The following is a 14482-nucleotide window of genomic DNA, read 5'->3' on the forward strand; positions in this document are numbered from 1 at the left end:
TGCTGCTTATTCAACTGCTTTGTCTATGCATCCTAATGAGGAAATTCTAGAGACTTTTTATAGTTCTTTTAAAAATCACGATCCGCAAGCAATGACTGCTTGCTATTCTAAAAACATCATTTTTGAAGATCCTGTTTTTGGTAGCATTCGCGGTGAACGGGCCATAGCAATGTGGTTTATGCTCAACGAGCGTGGTGGTGATGGTCTTAAAATTGAATACAGCGAGATACAAGCCAACGATTATAACGGGAGTGCAAAGTGGACGGCTACTTATTTATATGGGCCGCAAAAAAGAAGAGTAGTTAATCACGTTGTGGGAACCTTCAGTTTTCAAAATGGAAAGATCGTACAACACACGGATCACTTTGACCTTTATAAATGGAGCAGACAAGCTTTAGGGTTTAAAGGCTTACTTCTAGGCTGGACGAAGTTCATGAAATTGAAAATTCAGCAACAAACCAGTAAAGCGCTTTCTAATTATTTGCATAAAATGAAATCCTTTCAGGAAGAAGCTTAGGTCAGTCCTGCCTTTGCTTGAAAAGCACCAGGAGAAAGTTTATTCATTCGTTTAAAAACTCTATTAAAATAGGATCTACTTTCAAAACCGCATTCTAAATAAACATTTTTTATTTTACGCTTTGGATCTTGTAATAAGCTCACCGCAAGTTTAATTCGCTCGGTATTGATAAAATCTACAGGAGATATCCCTAATTCATTTTTAAAGACTCTGTAAAAATTAGACTCACTCATACAGGCTTTTTTACTTAAAAACGCTACAGAAAGAGATTCGTTTAAATGCGCTCTGATGTATTGAATTATAAAAGCCAGTCTATTATCACTACTCAATTTAAGAGCTTTGTCGGTGTAAATTTTTCGGTTATTAGTTTGTAAAATACGCACAATCAACTCCTGAAGCATATTGTCTACAAAAAAATCTTTAGAAGGGTGGTTTTCTGTAAAAAGATACAGCAAACGCTGTAATATTTGAAAAATCCCAGCATCATTGGTAAAATGAAAATTGTAATCCATCAAGCTCCATTCTCTACCTTCATCTTTACTCATATTCTCATTCATCAAGGTCAGTACATTCTTGATTTTTTCTTCTGCAATAGCCATTGCTAAACATCTGGTAGGATTGCGCTCTTGAGCATCCGGGAAATCTATACACATCAATTCATCTGCAGGAAGTATCAATGATTCACCCGGTAAAAAATCGAAGCTATTATGATCCCTCAGGTGCATGATTTTTTTACCATGAAGCATACTCGCCAAAACCGGTTTATCAAATTGAAGCAACACCCGTTCCGCTTGCTGATGCGTCTCAAATACATGCATCGCTGCATTATTTAAGGTATATGAAGTCTGATTTTCTACCAGATTTTCAAGTTTTCGGTTTTTATAAAAAGATTCGGGCAATTGCATGATCAAATTGTACTATTCTTAAACAAGACTCCTTTCTGTATTAAATATACAATTTATCAAACCTAAAATTAACAAATCATCAAATTTTGAGAGAATTGTACACTTTTTTGATAGAATAGGTCAACCTATCAGATAATGAGTTACTTAACTTTAAATCACTTAAAAATGCACCCTGCATTTTTCTATATAAAAACCTCAGTAATTCAACGTATAATTTCTTAAAAACAAACCTTATGAGTGATGTAAAAACTGCTTCCGTAAACGTTATAGAGAAGCCAAAATTTAAAGATCAATATGAAAATTTTATAGGTGGAAAATGGACTTCCCCTATAAAAGGACAGTATTTTGAGAATGTGTCTCCTGTGGACGGAGCCAACTTTACTAAGATTCCTCGTTCAACAGCCGAAGATATTGAGAAAGCAATAGACGCCGCTTGGGCTGCCGCCCCGGAATGGAACAACTCAGCAGCAGCGTACCGCAGTAATTTATTATTAAAGATTGCTGATGTGATGGAACAAAATCTAGAAGCGCTTGCACGCGCTGAAACCTGGGATAACGGTAAGGCAATACGTGAAACGATGGCTGCCGATTTACCACTGGCTGTAGATCATTTTAGATACTTTGCCGGTGTTATTAGAGCAGAAGAAGGCTCGGTTAGTGAATTAGATAGCAACACGGTCTGTCTCAACGTTACAGAACCACTGGGTGTTGTAGGGCAGATAATCCCTTGGAATTTCCCAATACTTATGGCAACCTGGAAACTCGCGCCTGCTCTTGCCGCCGGTAATTGTGTTGTTCTTAAACCTGCGGAGCAAACCCCAGTAGGCATCCTAATTTTAATGGAGTTGATTGAAGATATCTTACCCGCAGGTGTACTCAATATCGTAAACGGTTTTGGTGCCGAAGCCGGTAAGCCTCTCGCCTCTAGTTCTCGTATTAACAAAATTGCATTTACCGGAGAGACCACGACCGGTCAGCTAATTATGCAATATGCTTCAAAAAACATAACTCCTGTAACCCTAGAACTGGGTGGCAAATCACCTAATGTTTTCTTTGAAAGTGTAATGGATGCAGATGATGAGTTTTTTGACAAATGCCTAGAAGGGGCAACCATGTTCGCTTTAAATCAAGGTGAAGTTTGTACATGTCCCTCACGACTGTTAGTACAAGAAAGTATTTTTGATGCTTTTGTAGAACGCGTAGTAGAGCGTACCAAAGCTATAAAACTAGGTCACCCTTTGAGTCCCGATACGATGATGGGAGCTCAGGCTTCTAATGATCAATATGAGAAAATATTGAACTACATCAACATTGGTAAAGAAGAAGGAGCCGAGGTACTTTGCGGTGGTGGTGCTGCCTACAATGAGGGCCTTGAAGGCGGTTATTATATACAACCTACTATCTTGAAGGGGAACAATAAGATGCGTGTCTTTCAAGAAGAAATTTTTGGACCTGTTTTATGCGTGACTTCTTTTAAAGATGAAGCTGATGCCATAGAAGTTGCAAACGACACACTTTACGGTTTAGGAGCAGGAGTATGGACGCGTGATACCCATCAGGCATACCAAATCTCTAGAGCTATAAAAGCAGGACGTATTTGGGTAAATAATTATCATAATTACCCTGCTCACGCACCCTTTGGAGGCTATAAGAAGTCTGGTATTGGTCGTGAAAATCACAAAATGATGTTAGCTCACTACCGTCACACTAAGAACATGTTAATCTCTTACGACAAAAAAGCAATGGGCTTTTTCTAATAAAATAAAGTTTATGACAGAACGTGTTGAAGTAACAGAAGCAGCTAAACAGATTATAGATCAACTGCGGGAAGAACATGGCGAATTGATGTTTCATCAAAGCGGTGGTTGTTGCGATGGCTCATCTCCTATGTGTTTTCCCAAGGGAGATCTTATGATCAATGAGACAGATGTTTATCTGGGGACTATACACGGGTGTGATTTTTTTATGTCTAAAGACCAATTTGAATATTGGAAACACACCCAACTCACTGTCGATATTACTTCAGGTCGCGGATCTAGTTTCTCTTTAGAAATACCATTGGGGATTCGGTTTGTAATCAAATCTAGGTTGTATAGTGAAGAAGAAGCAAAAGACCTCAGCCCAACCCGTAGCGGTGAAAACTAAATAAAATTGAACTGCAAAAAGCCTCCCGACGGGAGGCTTTTATTTTATCAATAATGCTTTGTATTATCCTACTCGCAAACCATTTTTAACAGGCATATCTGGGTTTAGAAGCGTTACTTCCCCACCCTCTACAGCGCCCAGCAAAAGACATTCGCTCATAAAGTTTGCAATCTGTTTTTTAGGAAAATTCACAACCGCAATAACTTGTTTTCCCACCAGATCTGTACGCTCATATTTTTTTGTTATCTGAGCTGAAGTTTTTAAAACTCCAATTGCTTCTCCAAAATCTATTTGCAACTGGAATGCGGGTTTTCTGGCTTCAGGAAAATCACTTACGGTCATAATGGTCCCAACACGCATTTCTACGCGTTCAAATTCAGACCAACTTAAATCATTTGCCATTAATGCTCTATTCTAAGCTTTTCGATCATTTCTTTTGAGATCTGACCGCTATACGCTCCATAAGCATCCACTAGCAATCCTTTTTCTCCGCTGTGGGTATTGATCACGTATAAAACACTATTATCTCCGGGATCGGTCATTCCTTCAAAACGCATCGCATCTTCTACTTCAATCTGACCTGCAGTCCAGGTCTTTTTATGCGCTTTAGATTCGACACCATCATCTACTAAATTAAAATCTGTATCGTATCCTTTACTCTGTAAATCTTCAATCGCTTTTGATAGCGAACTATATGTATTTTTCATAATATCTTGGATTTTGATTAAAGTTACGAAGGCTTTAAACCGAGCCCAAAGATTTAAAACAACTTTAGTATTTGTAACACTTAACAGCTTTTACCGACCTATCTTGTAGTTTATACAGAAGATTTAAAACTATGGCAAGAACTTCATCAAATATGCTACAACTGGGCACTAGCGCTCCTTTTTTTTCATTGCTCAACCCACTTACTAACAAGCACGTCACGTTGACCGAAGCTGCCGGAGAACGTGGTACCGTTATCATGTTCCTATGCAATCATTGCCCTTTTGTAAAACACGTGAATGATGAGATCGTGCGCATCGCAAATGATTACAGAGTTCTGGGGTTTGGTTTTATCGCAATAAGCAGCAATGATGTGGAGAACTATCCAGAAGACAGTCCTTGGTTGATGCGTGACAATGCCCGTAAGTATAATTACTCTTTTCCCTATTTATATGATGAAAGCCAGCAGGTTGCTAAAGATTACGATGCAGCGTGTACTCCTGATTTTTACCTATTTGATGCCGAATTGAAACTCATATATCGCGGTCAGCTTGATGATTCTAGACCGGGAAATGGTATTCCCGTAAATGGAAGAGATTTACGCGAAGCTCTTGATAATGTATTTAATAACAGAAAACAAAACGAACTACAAAAACCCAGTTTAGGCTGCGGTATCAAGTGGAAACCTGAAAACTAAAAGGTTTATGTTTGACCACATTCATCCTTACGCGCCCTTTAATCTTAAAGAAGCTACAAAACTTATTGTAGGTACCTTACCTCCACCTCGATTTACAACTGGCGAATTACTTCCTGAAGATGTAGACTTTTGCTACGGAAGCAAAAACGGAATGCTCTGGCCTATTTTAGATAACATTTTTGATCTTAATCTGGTCTATGAGAATACTGCCCAAGCCATTGACCAAAGATGCCACTTTTTGAAAAGAAATAAAATTGGCGTTTGTGACATTGTAGCTTCGGCAAAGCGAAATAAAATAGATGCTTCAGATCTGGGAATGCAGGAAGTAGTGCTACGCGATCTCATCACATATTTAAGAACACATATACAGATAGATACTTTAATCTTTACGGGCGGAAATAGCAAGAACGGCCCTGAGTATTTTTTTCGTCGTCAGGCTAAAGAAAATCAACTCAAATTAGATGTTGTTTCCAGTAAGGTACCGCGTATTCATCAATTTAAACTAGATGGCAGAACTGTAAAAACGGTCTCACTCACCGCTCCTTCCGGGGCAGCTAACAGAGCCATTGGCAGTATGAAGCAATACAAAGATCAAAAATTAAAAAATCCGCAGTTTAATACTTTTGATTTCCGAATTCAGCAATACCGTGAATTCTTTGAGAAGTCTTAAAGAATCAACATCTCCAAACTTGTATTAATTCTTAATTTTAGCTTTCTCAATATTCTATTCTAATGAAAATATCCCTACTCAGCTTAGTTACAATTTTAGTTTTGGCTTGCGCCGAAAAGCCAAAACCGGAAGATTTTGACCTCACAACTCCATTTGAGAAAGGAGATGGCAACCAAACACCAACCTATCAAGAAGTGATGGATTATTATGCTGATCTCGACGAAGCTTATGTAGCTATTAAAACCTATGAAATAGGTTCTACAGACAGTGGCAAACCACTTACTCTTGTAACTTTTAATACGGATCGAACTTTTGATTCTGAATTTTCCGACGCAAAAGATGTGACACGAATTCTCATCAACAACGGTATTCATCCTGGAGAATCCGATGGAATAGACGCTACAATGATGCTGATGCGAGATCTGGCAAATGGTACTATTGACGCTCCTGAAAAAACCTGGATCGGTGCAATCGCAATTTACAATACGGGCGGTTCCCTAAGCCGAAATACCGGCACACGTGCCAATCAAAACGGTCCAGAAGAATACGGTTTTAGAGGAAATGCTCAGAATTATGATCTCAATCGGGATTTTGTAAAAGCAGACACCCGCAATGCACGAACCTTTGCAGACATCTACCACATGATTGATCCTGATGTGCTGATAGATAATCACGTAAGTAATGGTGCAGATTATCAATATGTGCTCACACATTTATTTACACAACACAATAAATTAGGCGGCAAACCCGGCGCGTATTTACACGAAGAATTGCAACCCCAATTAGAGAAAGATTTAGCTGAAAAAGACTGGCCGATCACACCATATGTGAATGTATTTAACCAAGTTCCGGAAATTGGTTTTTCACAATTTATGGACTATCCCCGGTACTCTACAGGTTACAGCACCTTGTGGAATACATTTGGAATGATGGTAGAAACACATATGCTCAAACCTTATAAACAACGTGTTGAAGGCACCTACGAATTGATGAAATCTATGCTAAGCATCGTTGAGAAAGATGGCGCTAAAATGCAACACCTCAGAAGAGAACAAGATTCTTTGTACAAAAGCGGTTCTTTAATTGGAAAAAACTACGCATTACATTTTGACATTGACAGCAGTAAAACAACAACGCTCGCTTTTTTAGGATATGAAGGCGTACAACAAACCAGTTCTGTTACCGGCATGCCACGTTTAAAGTACAACAGAGACAAACCTTTTGAAAAAGAAGTTACCTATTACAACTATATGAAGCCTGTTAAGGAAGTAAGCATCCCCCGTGCTTATATTATTCCACAAGGCTGGCATCAAGTAATTGAGCGTTTGAAGGAAAATGAAATTCATTTTGAACGTTTTAAAAAAGACAGTATTCTAACTGCTGAAATTTATCACATTGCCGATTATCAGACGCGATCTCAACCTTATGAAGGTCATTACCTGCATTCCAACACAAAAGTAACAACCACAAGAAAAGAAGTTGCTGTACGTGCCGGGGATTATCTTGTAGAAACAAACCAGTCTGGCTTGCGCTACATTATTGAAATGTTAGAGCCCTCTGGCATAGATTCCTTTTTTAACTGGAATTACTTTGATACCATTTTGCAACAAAAAGAACATTTCTCACCATATGTCTGGGAAGACCGCGCTAAGGAATTGTTAGACTCTGATCAAAAGTTGAAAGCGGCATTTGAAGCTAAAAAGCAAGATGACACATCATTTGCTAAAAACTGGTATGCGCAACTGGAGTGGATCTATGAGCATTCTTCAAACTACGAAGAAGCTTATCTACGCTACCCGATCTTTCGGATTACTAATTAAATATTCTTTAGGGAATAACAACTTGATGTTCTCGTAAGATTTAGTCAGCGCCTTTTGAGATTTTTCAAAATTCTTCCAACGAACTTTTTTAATACCTTCAGAAGGCTGTGGTGCTAAAGCTCCCTCATAATCTGAAGTCATCTTATACCAGTAAGTCTCTTTAAGTTTAAACTTTCCGCCTCGTTTAAAAATGTGATATGTAATCGTTATAAGATCACCTAGCACCAGATTTTGGCAACCTGTCTCTTCACTTACCTCACGTATGGCACATTCTTCAATGGTTTCATTTTTTTCCAATTTTCCTTTTGGCAAATCCCATTTTCCATTGCGCTTGATAAAAAGAATTTCAGAATGCTTGTTAAAAACCATTCCACCACCGGCGATAACTACAGGAAGTTTTTTCTTCAAAAACTTGAGTAATTTACTGGCTTTAGGATGATAGAGATTGATGTGCGTGAGTTGACCACGATTCACCTGTTTAATAATGCTTTTTATTTTTGCACGTTTTATAGGAATGGATGTGTAATTTTCTCCAATATACTTTTCAGTTGAAAGTATTATCGGCACATCATTTACAAAAACTTTATACATTTGTACCATGATCTTAAAAAAGGAAACAGCTAAAAAAACAGCTGAGTTGTTATTGCAAATTAATGCAATTAAATTACAACCACAAAACCCCTTCACGTGGGCCAGCGGGTGGAAATCACCTATTTATTGCGATAACCGCATTACTTTGTCGTATCCGCACATACGCAACTACTTACGAGAAAACATTGCTAACCAAATAGAACAGCTTTATGGAAAGCCAGACGTGATCGCAGGTGTTGCAACAGGCGCCATAGGTATAGGCATGCTGGTTGCAGACTTCTTAAACCTGCCTTTTATCTATATTAGGCCAGAGGCGAAAAAGCACGGACGACAAAATCAAATCGAAGGAAAATTAGAGCCTGGTCAATCTGTTGTTGTCGTTGAAGATCTTATCAGTACCGGCAAGAGTAGTCTTATGGCTGTGGAAGCATTAAAAGCCGCTGAAGCCAATGTAAAAGGGATGCTGGCTATTTTTACCTATGGTTTTGATATTTCTAAAACCAATTTTGAAGAATATGGTATAGACTTGCACACACTAAGCGACTATGAACATCTTTTAGAGCAAGCTTCAGACACACGATATATTTCAGAAAAAGAACGCTTAACCTTGCAGACCTGGCGTCTTTCTCCAGACACCTGGGAAGCTGCAGCCTCAGAATAAATACTTAACGCTTAATTTCAAATTTTTACAGACTACTAAACCTATGTATATAGAAAGCCCTAAGAAAACCATTGATAAAAGTCCTGAAACAATTTTCAACTTTCTTATTGATGTGAATAATTACAAACAATTGATGCCAGACAGCATTAGTAAATTTGAAATTTTAAGCGACAAACGTTTCCTTTTTGCCCTAAAAGGAATGCCGGATATTGTTTTAGAATTAAAAAATAGCGTGCCTTTTAATAAAGTAGTTTTAGGTGCTGCGAGTGAAAAATTACCTTTTACACTAACTGCAAACATTAAAGAACTTACTGAAAAAAGCAGCGAGGCATATTTTGAATTTGAAGGTGAATTTAACGCGATGATGTCTATGATGATCAAAGGACCTATCACAAAATTCATTCAAACGCTCACCGAGAACTTGCAAAAAATCTAATAGAGCAGTTTAAGTTCTTTGAGGTCAAACTCTTTGTAAAGCTCATCTTCCAGTTGTAAGATGAGCTTTCCTGTTTTTGATACTTCGGTTATGATACCGGTGAAAAGTTCTCCGGTATTGGATTTAAAAGTTGAAGCTTTTCCTTTTCTAAAAAGTTTGTCTTCATATTCAGTTTTGAGCGTTTCAAATGCACCTTGCGTGAGAAATGCGACGTATTTGTAAAACTTGATTATGAGAAACTCTAAAACTTCTTCTAGGTCAAAAATCTTTCCGGTTTCTAAAGCTAGCGAAGTTGCACGTGGTGCATGTTTAAATACTTTCTGATTGATGTTGAGCCCAACACCAATTATGACAGCATAAAGACCGTTACGTATCACACTTTCTATAAGTATACCGCAAATTTTAGATTTACCTGCCAATATGTCGTTTGGCCATTTAACAGATATATTCTCAACTCCAAACTCTTCTAAAACCTCATAAATAGCAAGCGAAGTTGCCATTGTAATGTAAAAAGATTTACCCACCGGCAAACCTTTTACACGCTTAAACACACTAAACGTAAGGTTTTTACCCGACTCTGACTCCCACGAAGCACCACGTTGTCCTCTACCCGCTCTTTGGTCTAAAGTCCAGACCAGAACATCACTTTCTGAGTCGAACTCTTTTGTATAGGCTCTTAAGTACGAATTTGTAGAAGTTGTGGCATTAAGTTTGACTACTTTCATGCTGTAAATAGAATGGCTTAAATGTTATCACAAGAAACACTATGAAACAAAATTGTAATAACTTTGCCAGACTAAAAAAGATTTAATGGCAAAAAAAGAAGTAAGTACAGATCAACTAATTACAACTATTCTAGAAGGGATTGAAGAAGTGAAGGGTCAAAACATTGATTTATTAGACCTTAGGGAGATAGAGAACATGGTTTGTGACTACTTTATCGTATGCAATGGTACTTCTAATACGCAGGTTACTGCCATTGTAAATTCAATTCAAAAAACCGTAAGCAAAAAACTTAAAGATAAGCCCTGGCACGTAGAAGGCACGCAAAATGCTGAATGGGTGCTGATGGATTACGTACACGTTGTGGTACACGTTTTTCAAAAGCATATCAGGGAATATTATGACATTGAAAGCCTTTGGGGAGATGCCAAAGTAACATCAATTGAATCAAATTATTAAAAAAAATCAATGGCAGACAAATCAAAAAAGCCCGCTCCTAATAAGCCTAAATTTAGCGCTTGGTGGATTTACACCGCGATAATACTTGTATTCTTAGCTCTTAATATTTTCAGCAGTGGCTCCGATCATGGAAATCCAAAAGAGATTTTACAGGATCAGCTAATTTCGGTTATTAAAGATGGTGATGTAAAAAGAATAGACATAAGTACTACTCCTAGTAAACGTGTCGCTTATATCTACCTAACAGATGATGCAAAAAACAAAGAAAAGCACACGAAGCCTGCAGATAATGGCATGAACCTTTTTAGTAGTAGTGGTGGTGCTGACTATGAATATCGCTACGGAACCCTTGAAAATTTTGAGAATTCCCTAGCAGCTTTGAAGGTTGATAATGATTTCAAAACTAAAAATTTACCACCTGATAACACTTGGGCCAGCGATCTCTTCACTATGCTACTGCCCATTGCTATCATTATTGGTATTTGGATCTTTATAATGCGCAGAATGTCTTCTGGTGGTGCTGGTGGTGCTGGCGGTCAGATTTTCAATATAGGGAAATCTAAAGCAAAACTTTTTGATGAAAAAACCGATGTCAAAACATCGTTTAAAGATGTTGCTGGGCTTGAAGGAGCTAAAGAAGAAGTACAAGAGATTGTAGATTTCTTAAAGAATCCTGAAAAATACACAAATCTTGGAGGTAAAATCCCAAAAGGAGCATTACTCGTAGGACCTCCGGGAACTGGTAAAACTTTACTCGCAAAAGCAGTTGCCGGTGAAGCTAAAGTCCCATTCTTTTCGCTTTCTGGTTCTGACTTTGTAGAGATGTTTGTAGGTGTAGGTGCTTCGCGGGTACGTGACCTTTTTAAACAAGCAAAAGAAAAATCTCCTGCTATTATTTTTATTGATGAGATTGATGCAATAGGTAGAGCTCGTGGTAAAGCTAATTTTAGTGGATCTAACGATGAACGTGAAAATACATTAAACCAACTTCTAACAGAGATGGATGGTTTTGGAACAAACACTAATGTTATCGTTATTGCTGCTACCAACCGTGCAGATGTTTTAGATACTGCACTGATGCGCGCCGGTCGTTTTGACCGTCAGATTTATGTAGACCTTCCTGACGTTAGAGAACGTAAAGAGATTTTTGAAGTTCACTTGCGTCCACTTAAAAAAGTGGCTGAAGAGTTAGATACAGAGTTTATGGCTAAACAAACACCTGGATTCTCTGGTGCAGATATAGCCAATGTGTGTAATGAGGCTGCTCTTATCGCTGCACGGCAAGGCAAATCAGCCGTTGGTCGTCAAGACTTTTTAGATGCGGTAGATCGTATAGTAGGAGGACTAGAAAAGAAAAATAAAATCATCACTCCAGACGAGAAAAAAGCAATTGCTTTTCACGAAGCTGGTCACGCCACTGTTAGTTGGATGCTTGAACACGCTGCACCTTTAGTAAAGGTCACGATTGTTCCTCGTGGTCGTTCATTAGGAGCTGCTTGGTATTTACCAGAAGAGCGATTAATTGTACGCCCTGAACAGATGCTTGACGAGATGTGTGCTGCTATGGGTGGTCGTGCTGCCGAAAAAGTAACCTTTGATAAAATCTCTACAGGAGCCCTTAGTGACTTAGAAAAAGTGACTAAACAAGCGCGAATGATGGTAACTACTTATGGTTTAAACGATGAGATCGGTAACTTAACTTATTACGATTCTTCAGGGCAGAATGAGTATAACTTCAGTAAGCCTTACAGTGAAAAAACTGCAGAACTTATTGATAAAGAAATTTCAAAGATTATTGAAGAGCAATATCAACGTGCTATTCAAATCCTAGAAGACAATAAAGATAAATTGAATGAACTTGCAGAAGTTCTTCTAGATAAAGAGGTGATTTTCAAAGATAACTTAGAAAAAATATTTGGAAAACGCCCTTTTGACAAAAACATCGAAGCTGAAACTAAGAATCTTCCTGTAAGCGAAAGTTAGAATCTTAGCATTTGCAATCAATATAAAATCTTAACTTGACACGTTGTTGAGTTAAGATTTTTTATATTTGATAGAATCCTAAATTTAGACGAATATCCACTCATTTATGAGTATCTTAAAAAAGCTTTTTAAGCAGAAAATTTCGCCAAGCGCAGACAAACCCGAAGGTTCTACTAAAGAACGAGGTAAATATATGCCTGATGTCACCGCTCCGGCAGATGAACGCTTTACTAAACATTTCATCCTCAATGGCGGTAAATTTTTGTACTGTGTCGATATGGATGAAGTTCATGAAAGTTTTGACAACATCCTTCTTGAAAACGATTGGTACGAGCAAGACGTCTATTGTCTTGATGACAAATTAGAAGATCTTTTTAAAGGCTATAATTTAAAATTTGGCAGAGAAAAAGAGGCAAAGTTCTTTTTATCAACTTGTGAAAATCTAATTGCAGATGATGGCAGTCTCTTAATCTCTTCAAATCAAATCAAAGAGAAAAAATTAAAAGAGCTTCCTCAGAACTTAGTAATATTTGCAACAACAAGTCAAATTGTAAACAGTATTGGCGAAGGTTTAAGAGGCATTAAAAAGAAAAACACAGGACAAATACCTACAAACATCACCACGATTAAAAATTTTGAACCTAAAGAAGGGGCAAAAGATTTTATGAGCTATGGCAGTAGTGCAAAAAATCTTTATTTATTACTACTAGAAGATTTGTAGTATGCGCGAAATTACCGTAAGAGCACTTTCCGGCTTTTTATATGTTGTCATCTTATTGTTTTCCATTTTCTATTCAGAGAAATGGTATATCCTGTTGTTCTTACTCTTCGGTATTATCACCTTGCGTGAATTCTTAAGACTCATTGGTTTTCAGTTTTGGTACACTTATTTGATACTGGTCTCTTTTATTCTGTTTTTCAGTTATTACAAAGTTTCAAAAGTTGCAACACTAGTTCTTTTAGGGCTAACTGTAGCTACCGGAATATATTTAATGAAAAATCTTTTCAGCGAAAAACTTAGAAAATACCGGAAACTTCAAAAGTTACACATTACCATATTTTATATCATTGCCAGCTTTGTATTTTTAACCTTACTCCCTTCACACGGCGATGATTTTTCTCCATATACCGTTGCTGGTTTATTTATCCTAATATGGACAAACGATACTTTTGCTTTTATTGTAGGTAAAAGTTTTGGACGCCATAAATTATTTCCGAGTATTTCTCCTAAAAAAACAATTGAAGGCTTTTTTGGAGGGCTCGTTTTTGCTTGTATTGCCAGTTATTTTATTCATAAATTTACAGACAGCCTTAACTTCAATATCTGGCTATCGCTTGCGGTAGTAATGAGCACACTAGGGACTTTTGGTGATTTAATAGAATCTAAACTAAAACGTGAGGCCGGCGTTAAAGACAGTGGAACCCTGATGCCAGGGCACGGCGGATTATATGATCGATTAGATAGTATTTTGTTTGCTAGTCCATTTATTTATTTGGTTTTAATAGTATTTGAATATGTTTCATAAAGAAGGTTATACCATAATTATCATAACACTACTTATTGTAGCTGTGGGATTTATAGCGACACAAACCTGGGTATCTCCAGTTTGGTTGCAATATATATGTTATGGTGCTTTAGCCGTACTACTCATACTCATACTTCAGTTTTTCAGAAATCCTACCCGAACTGCAAATGGTACTATTGATGAGATTATTGCCCCTGTTGATGGTAAAGTTGTAGTTATTGAAGAAGTGTACGAACGTGAATATTTTAAAGAAAATCGTTTACAGGTTTCAATCTTTATGTCTCCCATAAATGTTCACGTAACAAGATACCCGGCGACAGGCGAAGTAGTTTACAGCAAATACCACCCGGGCAAATATCTTGTTGCCTGGCATCCTAAAGCTTCTGAAGAAAACGAGCGCACCACTGTTGTTGTTAGAACTACAAGCTTTGGAGATATATTATACCGCCAAATTGCAGGAGCAATGGCTAAACGCATTGTAAATTATGCTAAAAAAGGTGACAATGCTGTTCAGGGAGAGGACAGTGGATTTATAAAATTTGGTTCCCGAGTTGACTTATATTTACCTGTAGGCACTCCTATTGCAGTTAAACTCAACCAGAAAGTTAAAGGTGCAGAAAGCATCATCGCCACCTTAAAGTAAC

General features: G+C 37.6%; 18 protein-coding genes. 13 read left to right on the forward strand and 5 right to left on the reverse strand.

Annotated features, from left to right (window positions below; all coding sequences use genetic code 11):
• Window positions 1-25 precede the first annotated feature (25 nt).
• Window positions 26-517 (forward strand): nuclear transport factor 2 family protein, encoded by a 492-nt coding sequence (locus DSM02_RS06110; RefSeq protein WP_128764793.1) that lies wholly within the window; start codon window positions 26-28, stop codon window positions 515-517.
• Here DSM02_RS06110 and DSM02_RS06115 read toward each other — a convergent pair.
• Window positions 514-1422, reverse strand: coding sequence for an AraC family transcriptional regulator (locus DSM02_RS06115; RefSeq protein ID WP_128761355.1), 909 nt, complete (start codon window positions 1420-1422; stop codon window positions 514-516). The two genes, DSM02_RS06110 and DSM02_RS06115, sit on opposite strands and share 4 nt — an antisense overlap.
• A gap of 233 nt (window positions 1423-1655) precedes the next feature.
• On the opposite strand from DSM02_RS06115, the gene DSM02_RS06120 reads away from it, so the two are divergent.
• Together DSM02_RS06120 and DSM02_RS06125 are read left to right on the forward strand one after the other, a co-directional pair.
• Window positions 1656-3179 (forward strand): aldehyde dehydrogenase family protein, encoded by a 1524-nt coding sequence (locus DSM02_RS06120; protein WP_128764794.1) that lies wholly within the window; start codon window positions 1656-1658, stop codon window positions 3177-3179.
• A 13-nt stretch (window positions 3180-3192) separates the two neighbouring features.
• Entirely contained in the window at window positions 3193-3567 is a 375-nt protein-coding gene (locus DSM02_RS06125) for a DUF779 domain-containing protein (RefSeq protein WP_128764795.1), read from the forward strand.
• Window positions 3568-3630: 63 nt separating this feature from the next.
• On the opposite strand, the gene DSM02_RS06130 is transcribed toward DSM02_RS06125, so the two are convergent.
• Together DSM02_RS06130 and DSM02_RS06135 are read right to left on the reverse strand one after the other, a co-directional pair.
• Window positions 3631-3969: a tRNA-binding protein gene (locus DSM02_RS06130; RefSeq protein WP_128761358.1), complete on the reverse strand. Its 339-nt coding sequence runs from the start codon at window positions 3967-3969 to the stop codon at window positions 3631-3633.
• Complete coding sequence (locus DSM02_RS06135; protein ID WP_128761359.1) at window positions 3969-4274, reverse strand: phosphoribosylpyrophosphate synthetase; 306 nt, start codon at window positions 4272-4274, stop codon at window positions 3969-3971. Before DSM02_RS06135 ends, DSM02_RS06130 begins: the two co-directional genes overlap by 1 nt.
• Before the next feature lie 131 nt (window positions 4275-4405).
• Between DSM02_RS06135 and DSM02_RS06140 the strand changes: the two genes are divergently transcribed.
• From DSM02_RS06140 to DSM02_RS06150, 3 genes are all read left to right on the forward strand, one after another.
• On the forward strand, window positions 4406-4969 hold the full coding sequence (locus DSM02_RS06140) for a thioredoxin family protein (protein ID WP_128763002.1): 564 nt from the start codon (window positions 4406-4408) through the stop codon (window positions 4967-4969).
• Between the two features lie 7 nt (window positions 4970-4976).
• Window positions 4977-5639, forward strand: coding sequence for a uracil-DNA glycosylase family protein (locus tag DSM02_RS06145; protein WP_128761361.1), 663 nt, complete (start codon window positions 4977-4979; stop codon window positions 5637-5639).
• Window positions 5640-5701: 62 nt separating this feature from the next.
• Window positions 5702-7459, forward strand: a complete 1758-nt coding sequence (locus DSM02_RS06150) for a M14 family metallopeptidase (RefSeq protein ID WP_128764796.1) — start codon at window positions 5702-5704, stop codon at window positions 7457-7459.
• On the opposite strand, the gene DSM02_RS06155 is transcribed toward DSM02_RS06150, so the two are convergent.
• The gene (locus DSM02_RS06155) at window positions 7427-8050 is read right to left on the reverse strand and encodes an NUDIX hydrolase (RefSeq protein WP_164918245.1); all 624 of its coding nucleotides are present in this window, start codon (window positions 8048-8050) and stop codon (window positions 7427-7429) included. The two genes, DSM02_RS06150 and DSM02_RS06155, sit on opposite strands and share 33 nt — an antisense overlap.
• Window positions 8051-8057: 7 nt before the next feature.
• Here DSM02_RS06155 and pyrE point away from each other — a divergent pair, with 7 nt between their 5' ends.
• Complete coding sequence (pyrE, locus tag DSM02_RS06160; protein ID WP_128761364.1) at window positions 8058-8711, forward strand: orotate phosphoribosyltransferase; 654 nt, start codon at window positions 8058-8060, stop codon at window positions 8709-8711.
• A 43-nt stretch (window positions 8712-8754) separates the two neighbouring features.
• Window positions 8755-9147: an SRPBCC family protein gene (locus DSM02_RS06165; RefSeq protein ID WP_128761365.1), complete on the forward strand. Its 393-nt coding sequence runs from the start codon at window positions 8755-8757 to the stop codon at window positions 9145-9147.
• Here DSM02_RS06165 and DSM02_RS06170 read toward each other — a convergent pair.
• On the reverse strand, window positions 9144-9872 hold the full coding sequence (locus tag DSM02_RS06170; RefSeq protein ID WP_128764798.1) for a biotin--[acetyl-CoA-carboxylase] ligase: 729 nt from the start codon (window positions 9870-9872) through the stop codon (window positions 9144-9146). The two genes, DSM02_RS06165 and DSM02_RS06170, sit on opposite strands and share 4 nt — an antisense overlap.
• Window positions 9873-9957: 85 nt before the next feature.
• On the opposite strand from DSM02_RS06170, the gene rsfS reads away from it, so the two are divergent.
• From rsfS to DSM02_RS06195, 5 genes are all read left to right on the forward strand, one after another.
• Complete coding sequence (gene rsfS, locus DSM02_RS06175) at window positions 9958-10329, forward strand: ribosome silencing factor (RefSeq protein WP_073100547.1); 372 nt, start codon at window positions 9958-9960, stop codon at window positions 10327-10329.
• A gap of 9 nt (window positions 10330-10338) precedes the next feature.
• Complete coding sequence (ftsH, locus tag DSM02_RS06180; RefSeq protein WP_128764799.1) at window positions 10339-12312, forward strand: ATP-dependent zinc metalloprotease FtsH; 1974 nt, start codon at window positions 10339-10341, stop codon at window positions 12310-12312.
• A 106-nt stretch (window positions 12313-12418) separates the two neighbouring features.
• Entirely contained in the window at window positions 12419-13033 is a 615-nt protein-coding gene (locus tag DSM02_RS06185) for an LUD domain-containing protein (RefSeq protein ID WP_128764800.1), read from the forward strand.
• A gap of 1 nt (window position 13034) precedes the next feature.
• The gene (locus DSM02_RS06190) at window positions 13035-13838 is read left to right on the forward strand and encodes a phosphatidate cytidylyltransferase (protein WP_128764801.1); all 804 of its coding nucleotides are present in this window, start codon (window positions 13035-13037) and stop codon (window positions 13836-13838) included.
• Complete coding sequence (locus DSM02_RS06195; protein ID WP_128764802.1) at window positions 13828-14481, forward strand: phosphatidylserine decarboxylase family protein; 654 nt, start codon at window positions 13828-13830, stop codon at window positions 14479-14481. The genes DSM02_RS06190 and DSM02_RS06195 overlap by 11 nt, the downstream gene beginning before the upstream one ends.
• Window position 14482: the final 1 nt, after the last annotated feature.

Source organism: Leeuwenhoekiella polynyae (genome assembly GCF_004104075.1).
Lineage (GTDB): Bacteria > Bacteroidota > Bacteroidia > Flavobacteriales > Flavobacteriaceae > Leeuwenhoekiella > Leeuwenhoekiella polynyae.